General features: G+C 64.9%; 22 protein-coding genes. 12 read left to right on the top strand and 10 right to left on the bottom strand.

What is annotated here, in order from left to right; all coding sequences use genetic code 11:
* The first annotated feature begins 22 nt into the window (after nucleotides 1-22).
* A complete protein-coding gene (dnaE, locus tag AC3IT0_RS08270) occupies nucleotides 23-3,580 on the top strand; it encodes a DNA polymerase III subunit alpha (protein ID WP_489323246.1) in 3,558 nt (1,185 codons plus the stop codon).
* 10 nt (nucleotides 3,581-3,590) lie between these two features.
* Here the strand turns inward: dnaE and AC3IT0_RS08275 are convergent, their stop codons facing one another.
* A complete protein-coding gene (locus tag AC3IT0_RS08275) occupies nucleotides 3,591-4,088 on the bottom strand; it encodes a flavin reductase family protein (RefSeq protein WP_489323247.1) in 498 nt (165 codons plus the stop codon).
* Nucleotides 4,089-4,248: 160 nt separating this feature from the next.
* Between AC3IT0_RS08275 and AC3IT0_RS08280 the strand changes: the two genes are divergently transcribed.
* The 3 genes from AC3IT0_RS08280 (at nucleotide 4,249) to nrdR (ending at nucleotide 6,827) form a co-directional block, all read left to right on the top strand.
* Nucleotides 4,249-4,782: a hypothetical protein gene (locus AC3IT0_RS08280; protein WP_489323248.1), complete on the top strand. Its 534-nt coding sequence runs from the start codon at nucleotides 4,249-4,251 to the stop codon at nucleotides 4,780-4,782.
* Between the two features lie 9 nt (nucleotides 4,783-4,791).
* Complete coding sequence (hisD, locus tag AC3IT0_RS08285) at nucleotides 4,792-6,168, top strand: histidinol dehydrogenase (RefSeq protein WP_489323249.1); 1,377 nt, start codon at nucleotides 4,792-4,794, stop codon at nucleotides 6,166-6,168.
* 152 nt (nucleotides 6,169-6,320) lie between these two features.
* Nucleotides 6,321-6,827, top strand: coding sequence for a transcriptional regulator NrdR (gene nrdR, locus AC3IT0_RS08290; RefSeq protein ID WP_489323250.1), 507 nt, complete (start codon nucleotides 6,321-6,323; stop codon nucleotides 6,825-6,827).
* Nucleotides 6,828-6,897: 70 nt separating this feature from the next.
* Here the strand turns inward: nrdR and ppgK are convergent, their stop codons facing one another.
* Nucleotides 6,898-7,701 (bottom strand): polyphosphate--glucose phosphotransferase, encoded by an 804-nt coding sequence (ppgK, locus tag AC3IT0_RS08295; RefSeq protein ID WP_489323251.1) that lies wholly within the window; start codon nucleotides 7,699-7,701, stop codon nucleotides 6,898-6,900.
* Nucleotides 7,702-7,758: 57 nt separating this feature from the next.
* Nucleotides 7,759-8,637: a type I methionyl aminopeptidase gene (gene map, locus AC3IT0_RS08300; RefSeq protein WP_489323252.1), complete on the bottom strand. Its 879-nt coding sequence runs from the start codon at nucleotides 8,635-8,637 to the stop codon at nucleotides 7,759-7,761.
* A gap of 120 nt (nucleotides 8,638-8,757) precedes the next feature.
* Between map and AC3IT0_RS08305 the strand changes: the two genes are divergently transcribed.
* A complete protein-coding gene (locus AC3IT0_RS08305; RefSeq protein WP_489323253.1) occupies nucleotides 8,758-8,922 on the top strand; it encodes an SPOR domain-containing protein in 165 nt (54 codons plus the stop codon).
* A gap of 133 nt (nucleotides 8,923-9,055) precedes the next feature.
* Entirely contained in the window at nucleotides 9,056-9,631 is a 576-nt protein-coding gene (locus AC3IT0_RS08310; RefSeq protein WP_489323254.1) for a YceI family protein, read from the top strand.
* A gap of 80 nt (nucleotides 9,632-9,711) precedes the next feature.
* Here AC3IT0_RS08310 and panB read toward each other — a convergent pair whose 3' ends face one another.
* Entirely contained in the window at nucleotides 9,712-10,617 is a 906-nt protein-coding gene (gene panB / locus AC3IT0_RS08315) for a 3-methyl-2-oxobutanoate hydroxymethyltransferase (RefSeq protein WP_489323255.1), read from the bottom strand.
* Between the two features lie 264 nt (nucleotides 10,618-10,881).
* Here panB and glnA (AC3IT0_RS08320) point away from each other — a divergent pair, with 264 nt between their 5' ends.
* The 4 genes from glnA (AC3IT0_RS08320) to AC3IT0_RS08335 all read left to right on the top strand — a co-directional run bounded on the left by glnA (AC3IT0_RS08320) (nucleotide 10,882) and on the right by AC3IT0_RS08335 (nucleotide 16,276).
* A complete protein-coding gene (gene glnA, locus AC3IT0_RS08320; protein WP_489323256.1) occupies nucleotides 10,882-12,222 on the top strand; it encodes a type I glutamate--ammonia ligase in 1,341 nt (446 codons plus the stop codon).
* 6 nt (nucleotides 12,223-12,228) lie between these two features.
* Nucleotides 12,229-15,240 (top strand): bifunctional [glutamine synthetase] adenylyltransferase/[glutamine synthetase]-adenylyl-L-tyrosine phosphorylase, encoded by a 3,012-nt coding sequence (locus tag AC3IT0_RS08325; protein ID WP_489323257.1) that lies wholly within the window; start codon nucleotides 12,229-12,231, stop codon nucleotides 15,238-15,240.
* A 65-nt stretch (nucleotides 15,241-15,305) separates the two neighbouring features.
* Nucleotides 15,306-15,749 (top strand): VOC family protein, encoded by a 444-nt coding sequence (locus tag AC3IT0_RS08330; RefSeq protein ID WP_489323258.1) that lies wholly within the window; start codon nucleotides 15,306-15,308, stop codon nucleotides 15,747-15,749.
* Nucleotides 15,728-16,276: a GNAT family N-acetyltransferase gene (locus AC3IT0_RS08335; protein WP_489323753.1), complete on the top strand. Its 549-nt coding sequence runs from the start codon at nucleotides 15,728-15,730 to the stop codon at nucleotides 16,274-16,276. The genes AC3IT0_RS08330 and AC3IT0_RS08335 overlap by 22 nt, the downstream gene beginning before the upstream one ends.
* Before the next feature lie 268 nt (nucleotides 16,277-16,544).
* Here the strand turns inward: AC3IT0_RS08335 and glnA (AC3IT0_RS08340) are convergent, their stop codons facing one another.
* Nucleotides 16,545-17,969 carry a type I glutamate--ammonia ligase gene (glnA, locus tag AC3IT0_RS08340; RefSeq protein ID WP_489323259.1) on the bottom strand — a complete coding sequence of 475 codons (1,425 nt, stop codon included), beginning with the start codon at nucleotides 17,967-17,969 and terminating at the stop codon, nucleotides 16,545-16,547.
* A gap of 284 nt (nucleotides 17,970-18,253) precedes the next feature.
* Here glnA (AC3IT0_RS08340) and AC3IT0_RS08345 point away from each other — a divergent pair, with 284 nt between their 5' ends.
* Nucleotides 18,254-18,691, top strand: coding sequence for an RDD family protein (locus AC3IT0_RS08345; RefSeq protein ID WP_489323260.1), 438 nt, complete (start codon nucleotides 18,254-18,256; stop codon nucleotides 18,689-18,691).
* Nucleotides 18,692-18,761: 70 nt separating this feature from the next.
* Here AC3IT0_RS08345 and AC3IT0_RS08350 read toward each other — a convergent pair whose 3' ends face one another.
* From AC3IT0_RS08350 to lipB, 4 genes are all read right to left on the bottom strand, one after another.
* Complete coding sequence (locus AC3IT0_RS08350; protein WP_489323261.1) at nucleotides 18,762-19,118, bottom strand: DUF3817 domain-containing protein; 357 nt, start codon at nucleotides 19,116-19,118, stop codon at nucleotides 18,762-18,764.
* 100 nt (nucleotides 19,119-19,218) lie between these two features.
* Nucleotides 19,219-19,971 carry a DUF4191 domain-containing protein gene (locus tag AC3IT0_RS08355; protein ID WP_489323262.1) on the bottom strand — a complete coding sequence of 251 codons (753 nt, stop codon included), beginning with the start codon at nucleotides 19,969-19,971 and terminating at the stop codon, nucleotides 19,219-19,221.
* Nucleotides 19,972-20,058: 87 nt separating this feature from the next.
* On the bottom strand, nucleotides 20,059-21,066 hold the full coding sequence (gene lipA / locus AC3IT0_RS08360) for a lipoyl synthase (RefSeq protein WP_489323263.1): 1,008 nt from the start codon (nucleotides 21,064-21,066) through the stop codon (nucleotides 20,059-20,061).
* Nucleotides 21,063-21,731, bottom strand: coding sequence for a lipoyl(octanoyl) transferase LipB (lipB, locus tag AC3IT0_RS08365; protein ID WP_489323264.1), 669 nt, complete (start codon nucleotides 21,729-21,731; stop codon nucleotides 21,063-21,065). Before lipB ends, lipA begins: the two co-directional genes overlap by 4 nt.
* Nucleotides 21,732-21,868: 137 nt before the next feature.
* Here lipB and AC3IT0_RS08370 point away from each other — a divergent pair, with 137 nt between their 5' ends.
* The gene (locus AC3IT0_RS08370) at nucleotides 21,869-23,752 is read left to right on the top strand and encodes a serine/threonine protein kinase (RefSeq protein WP_489323265.1); all 1,884 of its coding nucleotides are present in this window, start codon (nucleotides 21,869-21,871) and stop codon (nucleotides 23,750-23,752) included.
* A gap of 42 nt (nucleotides 23,753-23,794) precedes the next feature.
* Here the strand turns inward: AC3IT0_RS08370 and AC3IT0_RS08375 are convergent, their stop codons facing one another.
* Nucleotides 23,795-24,688: a TIGR01777 family oxidoreductase gene (locus AC3IT0_RS08375; protein ID WP_489323266.1), complete on the bottom strand. Its 894-nt coding sequence runs from the start codon at nucleotides 24,686-24,688 to the stop codon at nucleotides 23,795-23,797.
* Nucleotides 24,689-24,746: the final 58 nt, after the last annotated feature.

Below are 24,746 nucleotides of genomic sequence, written 5' to 3' on the forward strand. Positions count from 1 at the left end.
CGCCAGCGCTTAGAATAGTGCGGTGACTTCCAGCAATGCCTCGTTCGTCCATCTCCATAACCACACCGAATACTCCATGTTGGACGGCGCAGCCCGCCTGGGTGAGCTCTTCAACGAGACTGAACGCCTCGGGATGCCGGCACTGGCCACCACCGACCACGGGTACCTGTTCGGGGCTTTCGATTTCTGGAAGCGCGCCACGGACCAGGGGATCAAGCCTATTATCGGCGTTGAAGCCTACGTCACCCCCGGCACCGCGCGGACGGACAAAAGCCGTGTCCGCTGGGGCGAGGAACACCAGCGCAAGGACGACATCTCCGGCGGTGGCTCATACACCCACATGACGCTGCTGAGCTACAACAACGTCGGCATGCGCAACCTCTTCCGGGCCTCGTCCATTGGCTCGCTGGACGCAGTCTTCGGCAAGTGGCCGCGTTTGGACCGTGAGCTCCTGAACACATACTCCGAGGGCCTGATCGCCACCACCGGCTGCCCCTCGGGAGAAGTCCAGACCCGGCTGCGGCTGGGCCAGTACCGCGAAGCCCTGGAAGCCGCCTCGGAATTCCGTGACATTTTCGGGGCGGAGAACTACTTCTGCGAACTGATGGACCATGGCCTGGACATCGAACGCCGGGTCACGGGGGACCTGCTGCGGCTGGCCAAGGATCTGAACCTGCCATTGGTGGCCACCAACGACCTGCACTACACGCACGAACACGACGCCAAGGCACACGAGGCACTGCTGGCCATCCAGTCAGGTTCCACGCTGCTGGAGCCAACGTATGACAACGGCGGTTCCCGTTTCGCGTTCTCCGGCAGCGGCTACTACCTCAAGTCCCCGCAGGAGATGCGGGAGCTGTTCAGGGACCACCCGGACGCCTGCGACAACACACTCCTGATCGCCGAGCGCTGCGACGTCTCGTTCAACACCGGCGCAAACTACATGCCGCGGTTCCCCTGCCCGCCGGGCGAGGACGAGACATCGTGGCTGGTCAAGGAAGTCGCCGCCGGACTGGAATACCGGTACCCGGGCGGTGTCCCGGACAAAGTCCGCACGCAGGCCGACTACGAGCTCGAAGTCATCACCTCCATGGGGTTCCCGGGATACTTCCTGGTAGTGGCCGACTTCATCAACTGGGCGAAGAAAAACGGCATCCGCGTGGGTCCGGGCCGTGGCTCCGGAGCCGGCTCCATGGTGGCGTACGCCATGCGCATCACGGACCTTGATCCGCTCCTGCACGGCCTGATCTTCGAACGGTTCCTCAACCCGGACCGTGTGTCCATGCCTGACTTCGACGTTGACTTCGATGACCGGCGCCGGTCCGAGGTGATCGACTATGTGACCCGGAAATACGGCGACGAGCGCGTGGCCATGATTGTCACGTACGGCACCATCAAGACCAAGCAGGCGCTGAAGGACTCGTCCCGTGTGCTGGGTTACCCGTTCAGCATGGGGGAGCAGCTGACCAAGGCACTCCCGCCGGCCGTGATGGCCAAGGACATCCCGCTCGCCGACATCCAGAACAAGGACTCAAAGCGCTACAGCGAGGCCGGTGACTTCCGCCAGCTGATCGCCACTGATCCCGAGGCCGCCAAGGTCTTCGAGACGGCTCTCGGCATTGAGGGGCTGAAGCGCCAGTGGGGCGTGCACGCCGCCGGCGTCATCATGTCCTCGGACCCCATCATCGACGTCATCCCGGTCATGCGGCGCATCCAGGACGGCCAGGTGATCACACAGTTCGACTACCCCACCTGTGAGGGCCTGGGCCTGATCAAGATGGACTTCCTCGGCCTGCGGAACCTGACGATCATTTCCGACGCCCTGGAGAACATCAAGCTCAACCGCGGCCTGGACCTGGACCTGGACAGCCTGGCCCTTGATGACGTGGCCTCGTATGAACTGCTGGCCCGGGGCGACACCCTGGGCGTGTTTCAGCTTGATGGCGGCCCCATGCGGTCCCTGCTGAAGCTGATGAAGCCTGACAACTTCGAAGACATCTCCGCCGTGCTGGCGCTCTATCGTCCCGGTCCGATGGGCGCAAACGCGCACACCGACTACGCGCTGCGCAAAAACGGGATCCAGGAAGTCATTCCGATCCATCCCGAACTCAAGGAGCCCCTTGCTGAAATCCTTGGCGGGACCTACGGCCTGATCGTCTACCAGGAGCAGGTGATGGCGGTGGCCCAGAAACTCGCCGGCTATTCCCTCGGGCAGGCAGACATCCTGCGGCGCGCCATGGGTAAAAAGAAGAAATCCGAGCTGGACAAGCAGTTCGCAGGTTTCTCCCAGGGCATGCAGGACAACGGCTATTCCACGGCCGCCGTCAAGACGCTGTGGGACATCCTGCTGCCGTTCTCCGACTACGCCTTCAACAAGGCCCACTCGGCCGCGTATGGTGTGATCTCCTATTGGACCGCCTACCTGAAGGCGCACTTTGCGCCGGAGTACATGGCTGCCCTGCTGACGTCGGTCGGTGACGACAAGGACAAATCGGCCATCTACCTCAACGAATGCCGGCGCATGGGAATCACCGTGCTCCCGCCGGATGTGAACGAATCCGCGCTGAACTTCACCCCGGTCGGTACCGACATCCGCTTCGGCATGGGCGCCATCCGCAACGTGGGCGTCAACGCCGTCGAAGCCATGGTGGCCGCGCGGGAAAAGGAAGGCGCCTACACATCCTTCAAGGACTACCTCGTCAAAGTCCCCGCGGTGGTCTGCAACAAGCGGACCATTGAATCCCTGATCAAGGCCGGGGCCTTCGATTCCCTCAACCACCACCGGCGCGCCCTGGCGATGATCCATGAAGAGGCCATCGACTCCGTCATCACCCTCAAGCGGAACGAGGCGATCGGCCAGTTCGATCTCTTCGCCGGTTTCGAGGAGGCCGAATCCGAGGCGTCGCTGAGCATCGAGATTCCCGACCTCCCGGAATGGGAGAAAAAGGACAAGCTCTCGTTTGAGCGCGACATGCTCGGCCTGTATGTTTCAGACCACCCGCTACAGGGACTGGAAGGACTCCTCAGCCAGCACGCGGACCAGTCCATCACCTCGATCATCGGCGACGACGGGCCGCACGACGGTGCGATCGTCACCATTTCCGGGATGATCACCTCCCTCAGCCGCAGGATCGCCAAAGCGAGCGGCAACGCCTATGCCCGGGCCGAAATCGAAGACCTCGGCGGTTCCATGGAGGTGATGTTCTTCGGCCAGGTGTACGGCCCTATCGCATCGGTCCTTGCCGAGGACCTGGTGGTGGTGATCAAGGGCCGCCTGCAGCGGCGGGACGATGGTGCCGTGACGCTGAACTGCATGGAACTGTCCGTTCCGGACCTCAGCGAAGGCACCAACGGGCCCGTGCTCATTTCGATGCCCACCCACAAGGCAACCGAGGCCGTTGTCACCGAACTGGGCGATGTCCTCCGGAACCACCGGGGGAACTCGGAAGTCCGGCTGCACCTGCAGGGAGACACCCGGACCGAAGTCATGGGACTCCCCGTCCATCTCAGGGTCAACCCCAGTCCCTCGTTGTTCGGTGACCTGAAGGTGCTCCTGGGCCCAACCTGCCTGGATAACTAGGTTCCGGAAACTAGATCTCGTAGTCCAGCGGGACAGGCTGGCCATAGCCGCCGGAGTGGTACAGGAGCGGCGAACCGTCCTCGCCCACTTCGCCTTCCACAACTTCAACCACAACTACTGCGTTGTTCTCGAAGGAGAGCCGCATCTGGATCTTCCCGATCAGCCAGCCCGCGACGTCTTTGAGGACCGGGACCTCGTGCGGGCCAAGTTCCCAGTGGTCCCCGCCGAACCTGTCCTTGGCGCGCGCGAAACGGTCGGCCAGTGCCTGGTTTTCCAGACCCAGCATGTGGACGCCGAGGTGGGTGGCGTTGGCCACGGCTGGCCAGGAACTTGAACTGCGGGCCATGTTAAAAGTGAACCGCGGAGGCTGTGCGGACAGTGACGCCACTGACGTGGCCGTAAAGCCGTAGGGCTCGCCCTGGTAGTTCACGGTGATGATGGCGACCCCGGCCGCATGCCGCCGGAACATTTCCTTGAAGGTGCCCTCGAACGGGGTTTTGTCTGTCATCTTGAAAGTTGCTCCCTGAAAAAGCAGGCTGAAATGGACTCTTCCTTAAGGGTATTAGTCCCCGCCGGAGAGGGAGCAATCGCTTGACCCGGCACGTCATCTGTCAAGACTGCCCACGTCATCTGATCGGCCGCACCCGACATTTGTTAAGGTTTGTTTCATGAGAGCACACATCAGCCGCCGGTCTTCCCGGCTGCCGTGGAAATGGTTTGCCGCTGCTGCTGCCGGTGGTGTTCCCGTCGGCCTGCTGTGGTGGCTTCTCGCCCCAGGCGGACTGAACCTGATCACCCGCAACCCCGCCCTGGCGGACGGGACCAATCCAGAGGTATGGCTGCTCAGGGACCTCACCCTTGCCGGACTTTGTGTGTTCGCAGGGTGCCTGGTGGCCGTCTTCCTGAGCGATAAAGGCGGCTGCGATGCCCAGGCGGCCTTTCTCTTGGGCGTGGCTGGCGGACTGGGCGGCGCCCTGATCGCGTGGCTGACAGGGACCCTTGCGGGCCAGTTGTGGGGCGGGCACGCAGATACGTCTGTTAATGCCAGCGTCGCGTTCTCGCTCCGGTCCCTGCCCGTGCTTATCCTGTGGCCGGCTGCGACTGCCACGTCCGTGTTTGTCCTGAGCCTGGTGAACCTGCTCAAGAACGGGCCCGGGAGTGCGGGCACGCCGGTAGCCGAAGGCAACGCGCCCGGCGCGTAAAATGGACCGGTGACCATTTCTCCTGAACTTCCTGCCACCCCTCCTGCCGCCGCTGTCAGCTTCCGGACGGTCGACCTTCGGGGCAGGGGCCTGACACTTGCCGGTTTGCGCGCCGCTGTTCCCCGTGCCCGGCAGCACACCGTGGCGGATGCGGAACAAAAGGTAGCGGACATCATCAAAGCCGTCCGCGAGGACGGCTTCACCGCCCTCGGCGACCTGGCACTCCGTTTCGACGGAGTCCAGCAGGTCCACCCGCGCGTCCCGGCGGCCTCGTTGGCCCGGGCGCTGGCGGAGCTGGATCCGGCCGTGCGCGGTGCGCTGGAAGAATCCATCAGCCGCGCCCGGCGCTTCGCGGACGGGCAGCGGCCGCGCGATCTCGACGTCGAACTCGGCGACGGTGCGCTGGTGAGCCAGAACTGGGTGCCGGTATCGCGCGTCGGCTTGTATGTGCCCGGCGGCCTCGCCGTCTATCCGTCGTCGGTCATCATGAATGTTGTCCCGGCGCTGGCTGCGGGAGTGCAGTCCATCGCCCTGGCATCGCCGCCGCAGAAAGACTTCGGCGGCCTCCCGCACCCCACCATCCTCGCGGCAGCGGCCCTGCTCGGAATCGACGAGGTGTACGCCATCGGCGGCGCCCAGGCCATCGCTGCGTTCGCCTACGGCGTGCCGGCAACTGACGCGGGAGCGGCACTGGAGCCCGTTGATGTGGTCACGGGTCCGGGAAACATCTTTGTGGCTACGGCAAAGCGCCTGGTCAAGGGTGTGGTGGGAATCGATTCCGAGGCGGGAACCACCGAAATCGCCATCCTGGCGGATTCAACGGCGCAGCCTGCCTTGGTGGCAGCAGACCTGATCAGCCAGGCGGAGCACGACCCCCAGGCTGCTTCCGTGCTCATCACGGACTCGGAGGACCTCGCCGCGGCGGTGCGCACCGAACTGGACCGGCAGGCGGCCGCCACCAAGCACTCCGCGCGCGTGTGCGAGGCACTGTCCGGCCCGCAGTCGGGGGTTGTCCTGGTGGAGGACCTGGAGCAAGGCATCGCCGCGTGCGACGCCTACGCCGCCGAACACCTTGAAATCATGACCGCTGACGCGCCGGAGGTCGCTGCCCGGATCCGGAACGCCGGGGCGATCTTTGTGGGGGACTACAGTCCTGTCAGCCTGGGCGACTACTGCGCGGGCTCCAACCACGTCCTGCCCACCAGCGGGACCGCGGCGTTTTCCTCCGGACTGAACGTCACCACTTTCCTGCGCGCCATCCAGGTCATCAACTACAGCCGGGCTGCGCTGCAGGAAGTCAGCGGCCACATCGTGAGCCTGTCCGGTGCCGAGGACCTGCCGGCGCACGGTGAAGCTGTGACGGCACGCTTCCGCGAGGCCCACTGACGCTGAAGGTCTGCGGGGCAAGGCTGCAGACACCACTACATGTGGTAATTACAGGATTGTTATTCCGCTACATGTAGTCGTAAACTGAGTGACGGAGAGGTCCGCCGGGGCCGGAAAAATCGGCGCCGGAAGACATCGAGGGAGGGGACACCATGTACTGTCCATTTTGCCGCAATCCGGACTCCCGTGTTGTGGACAGCCGTATGGCCGATGACGGCTCGGCCATCCGCCGCCGCCGGCAGTGCCCGGAATGCGGCCGCAGGTTCACTACTGTGGAAACCACCAGTCTTTCGGTGATCAAGCGCTCCGGGGTGGGCGAACCGTTCAGCCGCAGCAAGGTCATCAACGGCGTGCGCAAGGCATGCCAGGGCCGGCCGGTCAGTGAAGATGACCTGGCGCTCCTTGCCCAGGAGGTGGAGGAGCAGATCCGCGCGTCGGGCGCGGCCGAGATCGACGCCCACGAAGTTGGCCTGATCATCCTCGGTCCGCTGCAGAAGCTTGACCAAGTGGCCTACCTGCGTTTTGCCAGCGTGTACCAGGCCTTCGAATCCCTTGAGGACTTCGAGACCGCCATTGCCTTGCTCCGCCACGAGTCCGTGGAAGAAGGCGCCCAACCCGCGGGTGCGCCCGCGAAGAGCTCCGAAAAGAGCCCCCTGTAAGCTCCGGTGGTGGCCGCGGAGGGGAAGCCGCCGCCACCACCGGCTGCCTCTCGGCGCCGGTCAGTCCCGGTTATTTTGTGAGCTTGTGCTTCACGGCAATTTCGACGGCGGCGCCGACGATCCCGGCCTCATTCTTGAGTTTTGCCGGCACAATCCGGGTGCGCAGTTTGATGTGCGGCAGGTATTCGTCTGCGCGCTTGGAGATGCCACCGCCCACAATGAACAGCTCGGGCGAGAACAGGAATTCCACGTGGGAGAAGTAGCGCTGCAGCAGCACGCTGTATTCCTCCCAGCTCAGTTCGTCCCGTTCGCGGGCCACGGCTGAGGCCTTGCTTTCGGCGTCAAAGCCGTCGATCTCCAGGTGCCCCAGTTCTGCGTTGGGGACGAGGCGGCCGTCGAAGATGAATGCTGAGCCAATTCCGGTGCCCAGGGTGATCACCAGGACAGTGCCATCCACCCCCTGACCCGCACCAAAACGGGCCTCCGCCAGCCCGGCGGCGTCGGCGTCGTTGATGACCTCCACAGGGCGGCCAAGCCGTGCGGTGAACAAAGCATCGATGTCGGTGTTGAGCCAGCTCTTGTCCACATTGGCCGCCGAATGGACCACGCCGTGCTGGATGATGCCGGGGAAGGTGACGCCCACGGGCGAGTCCGCGGCCGGAGCCTCCGGGCGGCTTGAAAGCTCGGCGACCACTTGCGCTACGACGTCGGCTACGGCGTCAGGGGTGGCGGGCTGGGGCGTGGGCACGCGGAACTTCTCACCCAGGAGCTTGCCTTTTTTCAGGTCGACGATGCCGCCCTTGATTCCCGTGCCGCCGATGTCAATACCTATCAGCGGGGCGTTCTTGTGCGACTTCTCGTCCTTCTTGGTCAATGTTGTTCCGTTCGTGGCAGGGCGGGCAGGTCGGCCGGACGGCTGACCGGAAAAAGTTCAGGGGAGCGTGAGGATTTCGGCGCCGGACTCGGTCACCAGCAGTGTGTGCTCAAACTGGGCGGTCCGCTTGTGGTCGCGGGTGACAACGGTCCAGTCGTCTTCCCACATGTCCCATTCGATGGTGCCGAGGGTCAGCATGGGTTCGATGGTGAACACCATGCCAGCCTCGATGATGGTGTTGTAGGCCGGCGCTGCATCATAGTGCGGGATGATCAGGCCCGTGTGGAACGCTTCGCCGACGCCGTGGCCGGTGAAGTCCCGGACCACGCCGTAGCCGAAGCGCTTGGCGTAGGACTGGATCGCGCGGCCGATCACGTTGATCTCGCGGCCCGGGGCCACGGCCTTGATGGCGCGGTTTAGGGATTCCCGGGTGCGATCCACCAGCAAGCGCGATTCCTCGTCAACCTCTCCCACCAGGAAGGTGTGGTTGGTGTCGCCGTGGACGCCGTTGATGAAAGCGGTGATGTCGATGTTGAGGATGTCGCCGTCCTGGACCACCGTGCTGTCCGGGATGCCGTGGCAGATAACTTCGTTCAGCGACGAGCACAAGGACTTCGGGAACCCGCGGTAGCCCAGCGTGGACGGATAGGCCTTGTGGTCCAGCAAAAATTCGTGACCCACTTTGTCCAGCTGGTCCGTGGTCACGCCGGGCTCGATGTGGTTGCCCACCTCAACGATGGCCTGGGCAGCGATCCGGCTGGCGATGCGGATTTTCTCGATGGTCTCGGCGGACTTGATCTCCGAACCGGTGAATTTCTCCGGGCCGGGCCTGCCCACGTATTCCGGACGCGGGATGGACGCGGGAACGGGGAGCTGCGGGCTGACGGTTCCACGGGTGAGGGTGCCGGTGGGTGCAGTCGAGGCTAGGGAAGGCATAGATTGATCATATAAGGCACCGCATTAGGCCAAGTAACTGGAAGCCCCAGGCTGTCCGCATCGACGTTTAGGTTACGTGGATCACGGCCCGGGCCCCGCCAGCCGGAACGAGGAGCACCGATGACTGAGTACTGGTACAACGTAAACACCCACGAGGTGGAAGAAGATGCACTCTCGGACTGGACCCAGCTGATCGGCCCCTACAAAACGCGGGAGGAAGCCGAACACGCCCTCGAAAAGGTCAAGGCGCGCAATGAGGCCTGGGAAAAGGGCGACGAGGACTGAACGGCCGCGGCGCTCCCGCGCGCCGCTGTCGGGCTGTGCGGGCGTTGTGACTCTCCCCAACGGGGACTCCGTCTGCGAGAGTTACTACACGCGTCCGAGCATCGGACCGGTTCGTACCGCAAGGAGGCACACCATGGCCGAACTCAGGCCCGAGTACGCAGGACAGTGGCAATTCGACCCGGCGCACACGCGTATCGGCTTTTCCACCCGCCACGCAATGGTCACTAAAGTCCGCGGAGCTTTCAATGATTTTGAGGGCTCGATCACGGTCGACTCAGAGGATCCCGAACGCTCGAGCGTTGGGCTGACCATCAAGGTAGCGAGCATTGACACCCGCAATGCCGATCGCGATCAGCATTTGCGGACCAACGATTTCTTTGATGCCCCCAGTTTCCCCGAGATTACGTTCGTCAGCGACCGGGTGGATCAGGTTGACGAGGGCCACTTCATTGTCAGCGGAGGCGTGACTATTCGGGGCATCACCCGGGAGATTTCAATTCCCATCGACTTTATCGGCGTCGAACGGGACCCCATGGGCAACCTCCGGGCCGGCTTCGAAGGTTCCCGTCGCATCAATCGCCAGGATTTCGGGCTGAAATGGAACACCACCTTGGACTCGGGCGGGGTGCTGGTGTCGGACAAGATCACCTTGGAGTTCGAGGTGTCCGCCATCAAGGTCGAAGACGGCGCCACGAAGGTTGGCGGGTAAGCTGCCGGCCCGAAGGACGACCAAGACTGACGTGCGAGGGGTCCCTGGTGAGCTTGCGAGCTTGGGGAGCGCGTCAGTCGCTAGAAGGAATGCTCCGGGCCGGGGAACTGGCCTGAACGGACGTCGTCGCCGTACGCCTTCGCCGCGTCACTGAGGGTAGTGCGCAGGTCAGCGTACTGTTTGACGAACTTCGCCATCCGGCCGCCGCGGAACCCGGCCATGTCCTGCCACACCAGCACCTGTCCGGTGGTGGCATTGCCGGCACCGATCCCCACCGTCGGTACGCTGACGGCCGCGTCAACGGCGGCTGCCGTGTCCGCCGGAACCATTTCCATCAGGACGGCAAACGCCCCCGCCTCAACCAGCGCCACGGCGTCGTCAATCAGGCGCTGCGCGTCATCCCCGCGGCCCTGGACCCGGTATCCGCCCAGCGCGTGTTCACTCTGGGGCGTGAAACCGATATGGGCCATCACCGGGACGCCGGCCTGGACCATGGCCCGGACGGTTTCCGCGTAGTATTTTCCGCCCTCGATCTTGACGGCATGGGCCAGCCCCTCCTTGAGGAACCGGACGCCTGTTGCCACGCCCTGCTGCGCCGAGACCTCATAACTGCCGAACGGCAGGTCTGCCACCACCAGGGCGCGCTTGGCGGACCGAGCCACAGCGCGGCAGAGGGGCAGGAGTTCATCCACCGTGACCGGCAGGCTGGTCTCGTTGCCGAATACATTGTTGGACGCCGAATCGCCCACCAGGAGGACCTCGATGCCGGCCTGGTCGAAGATCTCCGCACTGTACTGCTCATAGGCGGTCAGCATGGCAAAGCGTTCACCGTCCCGCTTGGCCTGCTGCAGGTGGTGGATGCGCACCCTGGGTGCAGGCTTCGCGTTCACGTCCGACGACGGCGGCTGCACCGGGGCAGGTCCGTTTCCGTATGGTGCGTGTACTTCCGCGGACGCGCTTGACTCAGAGCTATTGGTTGAGGCCATGGCAAGAGCGTAATGCGGCAGCGGCAGTCCTAGCCAACGTAGAAGGGCCAGCGGACCGTGATCCGCGTCATATTCGGGTGCCCGCACAGGGCATTTTTGCCACCGGCCGGCGCGGCCGTCAATGGGTGCCGTGTTAACGCTGTGTTACGTGCGGCGCCGTCGCCAGCATTGGAGCCGAATGCTTAGTAAAGTGATGGTGAACTGCTGCCGGCCGCCGCTTCCGCGGACCCGGGGCATGAACGATTGACCGGAGAAGAGGCCATCATGGACCGCCAGCAAGAGTTTGTCCTGCGCACAATCGAGGAGCGCGACGTACGGTTCGTACGCCTGTGGTTCACTGACGTCGTAGGTTCACTCAAATCGGTGGCACTCGCCCCGGCCGAGGTTGAAGGTGCCTTTGAGGAAGGGCTCGGTTTCGACGGTTCGGCCATCGAAGGCCTCGCACGCGTGTTCGAATCGGACATGCTGGCACAACCGGATCCGTCCACGTTCCAGATCCTTCCCTGGCGTGGCGAGACCGAACAGACCTCGCGTATGTTCTGCGACATCCTGACTCCGGACGGCGAACCGTCAGCCGCGGATCCCCGCAATGTCCTCAAGCGCACGCTGGCCAAGGCTGCGGACATGGGGTTTACCTGCTACACACACCCGGAGATCGAGTTCTACCTCCTCAAGTCCCAGCAGCCCGGGCCCGACGGCGCGCCGATACCCGTGGACGAGGGTGGCTACTTCGACCACGTTCCCGGCGGCGTGGCGCAGGATTTCCGCCGCACGGCCGTGACCATGCTGGAATCCGTGGGTATTTCGGTGGAGTTCAGCCACCATGAAGCAGGTCCCGGCCAGAACGAGATCGACCTGCGCTATGCGGACGCCCTGCAGACGGCGGACAACATCATGACGTTCCGCACGGTGATCAAGGAAGTGGCCCTCCAGCAGGGAACCTACGCCACCTTTATGCCCAAGCCTTTCACCGACCACCCCGGGTCCGGGATGCACACGCACTTCTCGCTGTTCGAGGGCGACACCAACGCTTTCTATGAGGCTGGCGCCGAATTCCAGCTTTCCAAGACGGCCCGCCAGTTCATCGCAGGCATCCTCAAGCACGCTCCGGAGTTCACGGCTGTGACCAACCAGTTCGTGAACTCCTACAAGCGGCTCTGGGGCGGCGGCGAAGCGCCGAGCTACCTCAGTTGGGGCCACAACAACCGTTCGGCCCTGGTCCGGGTCCCGCTGTACAAGCCCGGCAAGGGCCAGTCGGCCCGCATCGAATACCGCGGCATTGATTCTGCCGCGAACCCCTACCTCGCCTACGCAGTCCTGCTGGGTGCCGGGCTGAAGGGGATCGAAGAAGGCTACGACCTGCCCGCCGCAGCAGAGGACGACGTCTGGTCACTGAGCTCCGCCGAGCGCCGTGCGATGGGCCACGACCCCCTGCCGGCAAGCCTTCACGATGCCATCAGGTCCATGGAGGACTCCGAACTGATGCCGCTGATCCTCGGTGAGCAGGTCTTCGAGCACTTCCTGCGCAACAAACGTGCCGAATGGCAGGACTACCGGCTCCAGGTGACGCCCTACGAACTGCAGCGCAACCTCGGCATTCTCTAGGCGGCGGTGAGCCTCGCACGCCGCCTCATCTCAGCCGGCTTCAGTGACCTGGAGAAGGGTGAGCGCTTCCTGGCTGCCCCGGAACTGGACGGCCTGGACCCGGACAGGATCTTCGCCGGCCTGCAAATGGCTGCCAATCCCGACACCGCGCTGCAGTCACTGGTGCGGCTGATTGAAAAGCACCCCCGTCTCCGGGAGCTGGCGGCGGCCGATCCGGAGGTCAGCGAGCCGCTGTACCGGGTGCTCGGGGCCTCCGAAGCGCTCGGCGAATTCCTCATCCGGCACCCGGAACACCTCGAGGCCTTCGACGTCACGGCCAGTCCCGAGCCGCTTCAGGCAGATCCGGAACAGCTCCGCTCGGTCCTCCTGAAATCCGTCCACGCGGAACCCGGGTCGGCCCGGCCTGTCGCCGGAATGACCGGAACCGACGCCTATGCCGCGCTGCGGTCGGCCTACCGCCGCGGGGTGGTGGACCTGGCGGTCAAGGACATGTGCGCTGCTGACCCGCTGGACTTTATGCCCGCCGTCGGCGCTGAACTCGCTGACCTGGCGGGGGCCGCGATCGAAGCTGCGCTGGCAGTTTCCCGTGCCGAGGCCGCTGAACAGTTCAGCGCCGGGGAGGTGGCCGCCGTTGGCCTGGCCGTCATCGGGATGGGCAAATGCGGAGCGCGGGAACTGAACTATATTTCCGACGTCGACGTCATCTACGTGGTCGACGCCGGCGATCTCGACGACGCCCGTGCCAGTACCATCGGCACAGCCTTGGCCACCGGCATTTCCCGGGCCATCTCCTCCGTGGCACGTGAACCCGGACTCTGGGAAGTGGACGCCAACCTGCGGCCGGAGGGCAAGTCCGGACCCCTGGTCCGAACCCTGGCGTCACACGAAAGCTACTATGCGCGCTGGGCCGAGAGCTGGGAATTCCAGGCGCTCCTGAAGGCGCGGACCATCGCCGGCGACAGGGACCTGGGGGAGCGGTACGAAAACGCGGTGGCCCCGCTGATCTGGAGCTCCGCGGGCCGCGAAGGGTTCGTGGAATCCGTGCAGGCGATGCGGCGCAGGGTCACCGAGCACATCCCGGCGGCGGAGGAACAGCGGCAGATCAAGCTCGGCCGCGGCGGCCTCCGGGACGTGGAGTTCACCGTCCAGCTGCTCCAGCTGGTGCACGGAAAATCCGACGAAACGCTCCGCCGCAGGGATACCACCGCAGCAATAGCGGCACTTTCGGCCGGGGGTTACATCGGCAGGTCCGACGCCGCTGCTTTCGATCACGCGTACCGGTACCTTCGCCTCCTGGAACACCGCATCCAGCTGTTCCAGCTCCGGCGGACACACCTGATGCCCGTCAGCGATGCGGCACAGCGTGCCCTCGCGAAGGCAGTGCTTGGCCCGTTCTCCAATGACAGGCCGCCACCGGCTACGCTGCTGGCCACCTGGCAGAAAACCAAACGCTCAGTCCGCGAACTGCACGAACGTATTTTCTACCGCCCACTGCTCAACACCGCGGCCAAACTCAGCAGCGAGGACGCCAGGCTGACCCCTGAGGCCGCCCAGGGCCGCCTTGCCGCGCTCGGCTATCGAGACCCGCGGGGCGCGATGCGGCACATCGAGGCGCTGACCGCCGGTGTCAGCCGGCGGGCAGCCCTGCAACGCCAGCTGCTGCCCATCCTGCTGGACTGGCTCGCCGAAGGCGTTGACCCCGACGCCGGGCTGCTCGCGTTCCGGCGCGTCAGTGAGGCCCTTGGCACCACCCACTGGTACCTGGGCATGCTCCGGGATTCCACGGCGGCGGCGGAACGGCTATGCAACGTGCTCTCCAACTCACGACTGATTGCGGACCTTCTGGAGGTTTCGCCGGAATCAGTGGCGTGGCTGGGTACCAACAAAGACCTCGTGCCGCTGGGTTTCGAAGCCCAATGGCAGGAGATCACGTCCAAAATGTCGCGGCACTCGGACCCGGAGAACGCCATCAGGCTGATCAGGCTGATCAGGCGCAGGGAGATCCTCCGGATCGCGATTGCCGATTCTGCCGGGCTTCTCAACCAGGACGACGTGGGCGCGGCGCTGGCGGACACCGACCGGGCAGCCGTGCTGGGCGCCCTGCGTGTGGCCGAAGGCATCGTCGCGGCTGACGAGCCGCTCAAGACCGCGATGCTGGTGGTGGCCATGGGCCGCCAGGGCGGCCGCGAGATCGGTTACGGCTCCGATGCCGACGTGATGTACGTACACCGCGCGTTGCCAAGCTATACGGACGAGGAAGCGCAGGAACAGGCGGCCCGGATTGTCGCCAAGGTCTCCAGCCTGCTCACCCAGCCGCTCAAACCGGCCATCATGGCCGAGCGGGTGCTGCAGATGGACGCGGATCTTCGGCCCGAAGGCAAAAACGGGGCCATGGTCCGCTCCTTGGATTCGTTTGCCGAATATTACCGCCGCTGGTCGTTGATCTGGGAAGCGCAGGCGCTGCTGCGGGCCCGGCCCATGGCGGGCGATGACGCCCTGGCCGAGGACTTTCTGGCCCTCATCGACCCGATCAGGTACCCGGAATCAATTTCGGAGCAGGATGTCCGGGAAGTGCGCAGGGTCAAAGCGCGGGTGGAAGCGGAGCGGTTGCCGCGCGGGGCCGATCCGGCACGCCACCTGAAGCTTGGCCGCGGCGGACTGAGCGACGTTGAGTGGCTGGTGCAGCTCCTTCAGCTCCAGCATGCGGCCCAGCACCCGGAACTGCGGACAACCTCCACGGTGGAGGCCCTTGAAGCCGCTGCTTCACTGGACCTGCTCACCGGGCCTGACGCGAAGCTGCTGGCCGACGCATGGCGGCTCGCCAGCCGGATCCGGTCCGCCAACGTCATCTGGAGCGGCAGGGCGTCGGACACGCTGCCGTCCGCACGCGGGGACCTTGAAGCGGTGGCCCGCTGGTGCGGCTACGAACCAGGCAATGCGGCCACCCTTGAAGAGGACTACCTTCGCCTGAGCCGGCAGGCCCGGGCAGTGTTCGAGAAAGCCTTCTACGGTCATTAGCGGCTGCCTGAGGACTTCCCCGGTGCTGCAGACAGCCGCGGCGGTGCGGTGCTAGGTTGGGGGCCATGGCTACGCAAATCTACCTGAACCTGCCCGTGAAGGATCTGAAGCGGTCCGTCGATTTCTTTACCGCACTTGGCTTCTCCTTCAATCCGGACTACACGGATGAAAACGCGACCTGCATGATCGTCAACGACAACGCGTTTGTCATGCTCCTGGTGGAGGGCTTCTTCAAGACGTTCACCTCCAGGGACGTGGCCGACGCCACCAGCTCCACCGAGGCCATCACGGCCTTTTCAGTGGACAGCAGGGAAGCCGTGGACGAAACGGTGCGTAAGGCGCTGGCCGCCGGCGGCACACCGTCGCAAGAGGTCCAGGACTACGGCTTTATGTACAACCACAGTTTCCAGGACCCGGACGGCCACCTGTGGGAAGTCATGTGGATGGACCCTGCCGGTCCATCGGCCGACGTTGGGACTCCCGCCGGATCCGACGGGCAGCCGACCTGAAAACCCGGGTTGATTCCGTCTGGCTCATCGCCCTGGATGACCTCGATGCTGATGCGCTTGCCATCCAGCTCGGTGAGGTGGCCAACCTTGAACTGGGCCCCGGCCAAAGCAGCTTCGTGGGTGACCCGCTCCGCATGGTCCTGGCGGGCCTGGAGGAGGATTCGCGCTTCCCGTATGTCGTGGAGGCCGCGGGCTACGCCGTGGGCGTGCTGACCCTCCAGGCCGGTGCCGCGCGCCTGGCCGGCTGGCCGGACGAGGCTTCCGCCTGGCTGTTGCGCGGTTTCCTGATCGACAGGCGCCACCAGGGGCAAGGCCTCGGGCCGCTGGCGGCAGCGTCCGCGGTGGAGGCCGCCGCGAATCTGAGCGCCAGGCGCGGAACCCGCGAGGCCGGCGTCGTGCTTTCCGTCAACGAAGCCAACCCCGCCGGTCTGTCCGCGTACAGGACCGCCGGCTTTGTGGACCAGGGGCAATACCTGGGCGGCAGTTCCGGACCGCAACGGATCATGTACCGGAGCTTCACGGGATAATCCGTTCAGACACGGCAGCCGGGGCATTGCCTCCGGCTCCGCATTGACCGATCATGTGGATTGGCGGTGTTCTTCAAACCTTGTTGGGGGGAAGGCTTGAAAAGTCTTCGTCTCGGGGAGCACATGCCAGGGGGCTGGCTCCCGGTCTCAGCACGTCTGGAGCCAGTCTCCACCTTAGTGACAAAAAAGTCCGCCCGGTCTGCAGCTTTGATGCTGGCAGCCCGGGCGGACTTTTGGGCGGACTGAACGGGTTCAGCCGCGGATCTGGCTAGACGCCGTAGTAGAGCTCGAACTCGTACGGGTTCGGGCGCAGGGACAGCGGGCGGATCTCGTACTCGTACTTGTACTCGATCCAGGTGTCGATCAGGTCCTGGGTGAACACGCCACCGGCCTGCAGGAACTCGTTGTCCTCGCGCAGGGCCTCCAGTGCCTCTTCCAGGGTGCCCGGAGCCTTCGGGATGTCCTTCGCTTCCTCGGCGGGCAGCTCGTAGAGGTCCTTGTCGATCGGAGCCGGCGGCTCGATGCGGTTGCGGATGCCGTCAATGCCGGCCATCAGCTGGGCAGCGAAGGCCAGGTACGGGTTGGAGGAGGGGTCCGGAGCGCGGAACTCGATGCGCTTGGCCTTGGGGTTGGAGCCCGTGATGGGGATACGGATACCGGCGGAGCGGTTGCCCTGCGAGTACACCATGTTGACCGGAGCTTCGAAGCCCTTGACCAGGCGGCGGTAGGAGTTCACCGTCGGGTTGGTGAAGGCGAGGACGGCCGAGGAGTGCTTCAGCAGGCCGCCGATGTACCAGCGGGCCGTGTCGGACAGGCCGGCGTAGCCCTTTTCGTCGTAGAACAGCGGTTCGCCGTTGGTCCACAGCGACTGGTGGCAGTGCATGCCAGAACCGTTGTCGCCGAAGACCGGCTTCGGCATGAAGGTCACGGACTTGCCCCAGGCGTCGGCCGTGTTCTTGATGACGTACTTGAACTTCTGCAGGTCATCTGCCGCGTGCGTCAGGGTGGTGAACTTGTAGTTGATTTCAGCCTGGCCGGCGGAGCCTACCTCGTGGTGGCTGCGCTCGACCTCGAGGCCTGCCTCATCCAGGGCGATGCACATGGCGTCGCGGAGGTCAGCCTGCTTGTCGGTGGGGGAAACCGGGAAGTAGCCGCCCTTGATGGGGGTCTTGTAGCCGAGGTTTCCGCCCTCTTCTTCACGGCCGGTGTTCCAGTGTGCTTCTTCGGAGTCGATCTTGTAGAAGCTGCCCTCGGGGGAGGACTGGTACTGGACGTTGTCGAAGACGAAGAACTCGGCTTCCGGAGCGAAGAACGCGGTGTCGGCGATGCCGGTGGAGGCGAGGTAGGCCTCAGCCTTTTCGGCCACGCCGCGGGGGTCGCGGTGGTAAGGGTCTCCGGTACGGGGGTTCACGATGGAGAAGTTCAGCGCAAGGGTCTTCTCCATGCGGAACGTGTCCAGGAATGCGGTGGTGACGTCAGGGATCAGCTGCATGTCGGATTCAGCGATGCCCTGGAAGCCGCGGATGGAGGAACCGTCGAAGAGCTGGCCGTTGACGAAGAAGTCCGCGTCGACGCTCTTTGCCGGCACGTTGAAGTGCTGCTGCACACCCGGGAGATCGGTGAAGCGGATATCGACGAACTTAATATCTTCGTCCTTGATGAACTTGAGGACTTCGTCCGCAGTCTTGAACATCTATGCTCCTTACGCATATGTAATATCTGGCTGGCAAGCCAACTGATCCAGCGCAATCCAAAGGGCAGGGAAACCAAGTTTCCCTGCTTGGGAGGTATTGCTTGAAACTGCTATCAGCCTATGGACACGTCATTTCCCGTCAGTGTCCACATTGTTTCGGGCAGGTTACAGAATGCCCTGTTCGGGTTACAGAATTGTCCTGATCAGGTAACGCTATCCGGTGTCCGTAGGGTGGTCCAGCGGTTTCCACTCTGTGGTCGGCGGTGAGTCGGTAAGCTTGGACGGTGGTAGATCGCAATGACATTGGCTCCTGGCTCGGCGGACCGGACACGTCCGGCATCTCAAAGTACCCGGGGGAGCGCCTGGGATTGCCCGAATCCGGTTCCGGCTCCATCGCCCGGGCCGGCAGGCGCATCCTCGCCATCGTCCTTGACTGGGGGATTGCCCTGCTGATCAGCAACTTTGCCTTTGGCGGTGACTCCTGGGCCACGTTGGCGGTTTTCGCCGCGGAACAGATGCTGCTTGTGGGCACGCTCGGTTACAGCATCGGCCACCGCGTGGCCGGGATCCACGTGCTGCGCCTGGGTGGCGGGCCCGCCGGTCCGCTGGCGGCCGTGGTGAGGTCAGTGCTGCTGTGCCTGGTGATTCCCGCCGTAATATTCGATCCGGACCAGCGGGGACTGCACGATAGGGCGATGAATACGGTCCTCGTGCGGCGCTAACAGTAATCAGGAACCTGGCGGCGCCGGTATGCCGGCACCAGGCGGGGCGGTAATACAGGGCGGCGCGGGGTCAGACCCCCGCTGTTTCCTTTGTCCCAGCAGGAACGGCTGCGGCCGGTGTCAGGTAGCCGCGCTTTCCGGCCCAGCGTTCGAACGCGACGGTGGCAAAGGGGAACACCGCTGACAGTCCGGCGAAAAGGGCCACCACGAAGGGCCACCGCTGGAGCCGCCACAGGGCGAGGGCAGCGATGCCGTAGCCCACAAACAGCGCCCCATGGATAGGGCCGGCGATCTCCACACCCAGTTCGGTGGTCTTGGCGATCCACTTGAAGTACATGCCTGCCAGGAGCGCGGCCCAGCTGAAGGCTTCGGCGACCGCCAGGACACGGAAGGCCCGGATAACAAGGGTTCTAACGGGAATCGTCATGTGGCTACTTCCAATCAATGTGCCCGCCTGGTTGGGCGGCGTGCGGCAGACAAAACCGCCCTGATGCCGGCCAAGCCGGAACCAGGGCGGTTCAAGAGTCTTAGCGTCCGCGGTTGGGGCGCGCTTTGTAAGGGTCGATTCCCTTGGGAATCGGGAGGCGGGTGCCCAGCGAGGAAATGCGCTTGGATACCGCATTCACCTCAAGCTTGGTCAGTTCGTTTTTGAGCTTGCCCATCTTCTTGGCCACCTGGCTGATGGGAACCTGTCCCTCGCCGCGGCCGCTTTCGATCATGTGGACCGTGACGTTCGGGAGGATGCGGGCAAGTCGCTTACGCTCTGCATCGAGCATCGGCTTGACGCGGATGGTGGGGCCTTCGCTGACGAGGACGACGCCGGGACGGCCGACGGCGCGGAACACGGCATCCTGCGTGCGCGGGTTGACGGCGACTGGCTGGTCCTCGGTGATCCAGCCGCGCTTCAGCGTTCCCAGTGCCGCGCCTGAGGCTCCGGGCTGGTTCTCGATCTGGGCGAAGGCGGCGCGTTCAGCACGTCGCGAAAGGATCAGCGTGGCGCCCAAGAGGCCCAGCGGAATACCGATGAGCAGGCCGGTGATCCAATTTTCCAGCCAGAAACCCACCAGGAAGCTGACGGCCACAACGCCCAGGAACACCAGCAGCATCAGCCACGGGACCATGGGATCATGGCGGCGGGTCATGCTAAAGACTTCGCCGATCTGCTTGAGCCGGCTGGGCTTCTTGACCTTTGCTTCTTTTGGCTTGCGCGAGAAGAGGCCACGCTTCGGGGCGTCAGCGGCCGCCGGAGTGCTGTTACTGGAATCAGGGGAGTTCGCCATAGTGCCTCAATTCTACGCGATTTAAGCCTGAGGGCCGGACGCCGGAGAATGTCCGGTGCCGGCCCTCAGGGACAACAGAAATACGGCTCAGGAATGTGCGGCGAGCAGTGAGCTGGCTTCCTGGCGGGTGCTGCCGGAGGACTCGATGTGGGCGAGCTGGGCGGGGATTTCCCAGCCCTTCTTGCGCATCGCGGTGGCCCAGAGCCGGCCGGCCCGGTAGGAGGACCGGACCAGCGGCCCGCTCATCACACCGAGGAAGCCGATCTCGTTGGCCTCGTCCTGCAGGTCCACGAACTCCTGCGGCTTGACCCAGCGGTCCACCGGCAGGTGCCGCTCACTCGGGCGGAGGTACTGGGTGATGGTGATCAGGTCACAGCCGGCCTCGTGCAGGTCCCGCAGGGCTTCGGAGATCTCCTCGCGGGTCTCGCCCATGCCCAGGATCAGGTTGGACTTGGTCACCATGCCCTGGTTGCGGCCCTGGGTGATGACATCCAGGGACCGGTCGTACCGGAACGCGGGCCGGATCCGCTTGAAGATCCGCGGCACGGTCTCGACGTTGTGCGCGAAGACCTCGGGCTTGGAATCGCAGATCGCCGCGATGTGCTCGGGCTTGCCGGAGAAGTCCGGGATCAGCAGTTCGACGCCGGTGCCCGGGTTCAGCTCGTGGATCTTCCGGACCGTCTCGGCGTACAGCCACACCCCCTCATCGGCCAGGTCATCCCGGGCCACCCCGGTCACGGTGGCGTAGCGCAGCTGCATGGCCTGGACCGAGCGGGCCACCTTCGTGGGTTCGAACATGTCCACCGGGGAGGGCTTGCCCGTGTCGATCTGGCAGAAATCACAGCGCCGGGTGCATTCGGACCCGCCGATCAGGAACGTGGCTTCCTTGTCTTCCCAGCACTCGAAAATGTTCGGGCAGCCGGCCTCCTCACACACCGTGTGCAGGCCTTCCTTCTTGACCAGGTTCTTGAGCTGGACATACTCCGGACCCATCTGGACCTTCGCCTTGATCCACTCCGGCTTCCGCTCCACGGGTACTGCGGAGTTGCGCTGCTCAACGCGCAGCAGCTTCCGGCCTTCTGGTGCCAGTGTCACAGGAGTGCTCCCTCAGGGCTTGAAACGAGTGCTTCTTCGTGCTTGCGAAATTCTTCCACGAACCGGTCTGCGATATCGCTCGGGGCGATGTTCCTGCCGGTTTCGATGGACATGGTGGTGACGCTGGCGTCGGTGATGCCACAGGCGATGATCTGGGCATAAGGCGCCAGATCATTGTTGCAGTTAATGGCGACGCCGTGCATTGTGACCCCGTCCAGGACGCGGATGCCGATTGCTGCAATCTTCCGGTCCGGGCCCTTGCTGTCAGCCGTGATCCACACGCCGGCCCGTCCCTTGATGCGCTCAGCGTTGATGCCATAGTCAGCCATGACGGCGATCATGACCGCTTCGAGCCGCTCAACGTAGTCGCGGATGCCTGACCGGTTCTTCAGCTTGAGAATGGGATATGCGATCAGCTGGCCGGGGCCGTGCCAGGTCAGCTTTCCGCCGCGGTCCACCGCCACGACGGGCGTGCCGTCCAACGGGCGCTCGTGCTCTTCTGTGAGCTTGCCCGCTGTATAGACGGCGGCGTGTTCAAGGATGAGGACAGTGCTGGGCGCTTCGGCTGTGACAACCTTGCCGTGGATCCCGCGCTGCAGATCCCAGCCGCGTGTGTAGTCAACGAAGTCCGGGGCGAGACCCACCTGTGAAAACTCAAGAGTCATGCCGTCCAGCTTAGACCCCCATCCGCGAGGGGGCCGGGTATAGTGGCGGACCTCTCATGCCACTGACGGATCCAGTGGATGCACCTGGCCTGTGGATAACTTCTGCAGGCATTCCCGGATTCCGCTAGACATGAGTCATGGATCATTTCACTGCCCCCGTGGTTCCCGGGTTCCAGGTGGGCCGCGTGTTGGGCCGCGGCGGGAGTTCAACTGTGTGGCTGGTTACTGAAGAAAGGTCCGGCCGCGAGTTTGCGCTGAAATGCCTTGGTGAGGGGCACCGCGGGGTGGCGGGTCCGGGCGGAGGCAGGGAGCCGGGGACCGACGCCGAGGAGGCCATCCGCCGTGAAATCCGCATTCTTTCGGTCCTTGACCACCAGCACCTCATCAAAGCCCATAATGCCCTCCGTGTTCGCGGGCCGGCCGGATCAGCGGTGGCGGCTGGAGGGGAAATAGGGCTGCTGCTGGATTACGCGCCCGGCGGTTCCCTCGGAGAGCTGGTGGGCAGCAGGGCCAAGCTCACCATCGGGGAGACGGTCACCGTGCTCACCCCTATTGCCCAGGTACTTGGCTACCTGCATGGTCAGGGGTTCACCCACGGTGACGTATCGCCCGGGAATGTCCTCTTTACAGGTCATGGCAAGCCAATGCTGTCCGACGTCGGCATTGCCAGGATGGTGGGTGATGTTTCGGCAGTGCCGGACCATGGCACCCCGGGGTTTATGGATCCGGCACCGGTGGACGCCGTGCGGGCGGGGCTGCAGCCGGAACGCGATGTCTACTCGGTGGCGGCGCTGGGGTGGTACTGCCTCACGGGCCAGCCGCCGCGCCGGACCGCCGCCCGCCCGCCCCTTTCACTCCTGCTCCCTGACGTTCCGGTCGAGCTGGCCGCGGCCCTGGAGGCGGGCCTTAATGAGGACCGGCGGCTGCGGCCCACGGCTGTTGAGTTGGCGACGGCGGTCTACCGCAGTGCCCCGCCGCTGCCGGTGGACCTCGCGTCCTCCGTCCACGCCACGGTCATCCCGCAGCTGCTGACGCGCCGCCGCGTCCCGGACCATCCCGGCGGCGCAGTAAGGAACCGTCTCGGGTCCTGGCGGCGCCGGATCTCGACGTCGCGCTGGTCCGGGCTGGTGGGGGCGCGGCAGGTCCTTCCATTCCCGGGGGAGGATGCGGAGATGCCAGTGGTGCGCGCACCGAAGCTCCGCGCACTGGAGGCCGGCGCACCTGAGGTCGGGGTGCCAGCGGCCGGAAGCCTCGCCGGACCGGTCCAGGCGGTCGACAGTAAGAACCCGGCGCCGCGCGGCAGGCATGCCGTGGAACCTGGCCCACACGATGACGAACCAATCCCCGGTGCGAAGCGTCGGACGGTGGCGTCGCAAAAAGTGGTGGATCCTGGCCCGAACCGGCGCGACGGGATCCCGGGGATGGCCGGACGCAATCGGGGCACGGTGCTGTTGGCGGTGGGAGCGGGTGCGATCCTGGCAGGCGCTATCTGGGCCGCCGGTGCCTTTGGGCCGGACGGGCCGTGGGCGGTGTCCGCCGGACCAGGGGCGGTGGCGGAGAGTGCGGAGACCGGAGAGGTGGACCCCGTGCTCGCCGCCGCAGGAGTCCCGGCCGCCGCCGCGGCTCAGCTGGACTCGGCGGACCCGCTCGAAGCAGTCCGGGGACTGGCCGCGGTGAGGTCGCTGGCCTTCAGCTCCGGCCGGCTGGAGCTGCTGGATCTGGTTAATGCCCCGGGATCGGCGGCCTCCGCCGCGGATGCGCGCCTCAAGGCCGAGCTCCAGGTGTCCGGTCACGTCCTGGCCGGATTCACCAGTGCCGTATCGAACCTGCAGGTCCAGCCCGGCATCTCACCCGGTCAGGTGGTCATCGCTGTCACGTCAGCCACATCGCCCTATGAGGAGAAAGACGCGTCCGGAGCAGTCGTGGCGGCGGGCGCACCGGTGGCCGCCCAGACCCTCCGGCTGGTGCTGGTCTCCGTTGACGGCCGCTGGCGGATTACGGACGTCCTGCCGGGGTCCTGACTGGTGTGCCTCTGAACGTTGGCTCAGCCCATTGGCTCAGACTCAGTGCTTGCCGGCCACCCAAGCGGCGGCCTCGGCCAGTGACGGGTGCTGCCACTGGAAGCCGGCTGCTTCCAGGGCCGCCGGTTCCATCCGCTGGCTGGGAAGGATGAGCTCATTGGCCAGCTGCCCCATAACCAGGCGCAGTGCCGGCGACGGTACGCGGAAAAATGCCGGCCGATGGAGCGCGGATGCCAGCGCGCCGATCAAGGCGTTGACGTCGGCGCTTTCGGGGGCGCAGACATTGACCGGGCCGCGGAGCCCGGAGTCAGCGAGGAACAAAAAAGCTGCGGCGACGTCCGGAAGCGTGATCCACGGCCAGTACTGCCTGCCGTGGCCGAGTGGACCGCCCAGCCCGAGGCGAAGCAGCGGCAGGAGTCGGCCCAGGGCGCCGCCTGCGGGGCTGAGGACAACACCGGTGCGTGGTGTGACCACGCGGACACCGGCCGGTGCCTGATGAGCGGCGGCCTCCCACTCGACGCAGATACGTGACAGAACACCCGAGCCCGGCGACGCGCTCTCCCGGAGCTGGGCGGACCCCGAATCTCCGTAGTACCCGGACGCCGACTGGCTGATGAACGTGCGCGGCGGGTCGTCAAGCGTGGACATGGCAGCGGTCAGGGTGCTGGTGGCAGCCAGCCGCGAGTTCAACAGCTCGTCGATCCGCCGGCGGGTCCAGGGCCTGTCCCCGATCCCGGCACCGGAGAGGTTGATGACGGTGTCGGCACCGGCCAGCGCCGCCGGATCCAGGCGGCGGGCTGCGGGATCCCAGCGGATTTCGGTGGGGGACGACGGTTCGCGACGGACGAGGGTCGTCACGTCATGGCCGGCCTCTCGCAGCGTTGCGGACAAGTGGGTCCCGATTAGCCCTGAGGCCCCGGCAATAACGATGTGCATGATCCATCACACCACGGCCCGCACGCCGTCGGTACCTCCCTCGGACCGTAGCGGGAGT

Source organism: Pseudarthrobacter sp. KH_020_B, from assembly GCF_057840185.1.

Coding starts and splice junctions, on each gene's coding strand:
- AC3IT0_RS08275 (WP_489323247.1), bottom strand. CDS start 4,088: ATGACAGACAAAACCCCGTTCGAGGGCACCTTCAAGGAAATGTTCCGG.
- AC3IT0_RS08280 (WP_489323248.1), top strand. CDS start 4,249: ATGAGAGCACACATCAGCCGCCGGTCTTCCCGGCTGCCGTGGAAATGG.
- nrdR (WP_489323250.1), top strand. CDS start 6,321: ATGTACTGTCCATTTTGCCGCAATCCGGACTCCCGTGTTGTGGACAGC.
- map (WP_489323252.1), bottom strand. CDS start 8,637: ATGCCTTCCCTAGCCTCGACTGCACCCACCGGCACCCTCACCCGTGGA.
- AC3IT0_RS08305 (WP_489323253.1), top strand. CDS start 8,758: ATGACTGAGTACTGGTACAACGTAAACACCCACGAGGTGGAAGAAGAT.
- AC3IT0_RS08310 (WP_489323254.1), top strand. CDS start 9,056: ATGGCCGAACTCAGGCCCGAGTACGCAGGACAGTGGCAATTCGACCCG.
- panB (WP_489323255.1), bottom strand. CDS start 10,617: ATGGCCTCAACCAATAGCTCTGAGTCAAGCGCGTCCGCGGAAGTACAC.
- glnA (WP_489323256.1), top strand. CDS start 10,882: ATGGACCGCCAGCAAGAGTTTGTCCTGCGCACAATCGAGGAGCGCGAC.
- AC3IT0_RS08330 (WP_489323258.1), top strand. CDS start 15,306: ATGGCTACGCAAATCTACCTGAACCTGCCCGTGAAGGATCTGAAGCGG.
- glnA (WP_489323259.1), bottom strand. CDS start 17,969: ATGTTCAAGACTGCGGACGAAGTCCTCAAGTTCATCAAGGACGAAGAT.
- AC3IT0_RS08350 (WP_489323261.1), bottom strand. CDS start 19,118: ATGACGATTCCCGTTAGAACCCTTGTTATCCGGGCCTTCCGTGTCCTG.
- AC3IT0_RS08355 (WP_489323262.1), bottom strand. CDS start 19,971: ATGGCGAACTCCCCTGATTCCAGTAACAGCACTCCGGCGGCCGCTGAC.
- lipB (WP_489323264.1), bottom strand. CDS start 21,731: ATGACTCTTGAGTTTTCACAGGTGGGTCTCGCCCCGGACTTCGTTGAC.
- AC3IT0_RS08370 (WP_489323265.1), top strand. CDS start 21,869: ATGGATCATTTCACTGCCCCCGTGGTTCCCGGGTTCCAGGTGGGCCGC.
- AC3IT0_RS08375 (WP_489323266.1), bottom strand. CDS start 24,688: ATGCACATCGTTATTGCCGGGGCCTCAGGGCTAATCGGGACCCACTTG.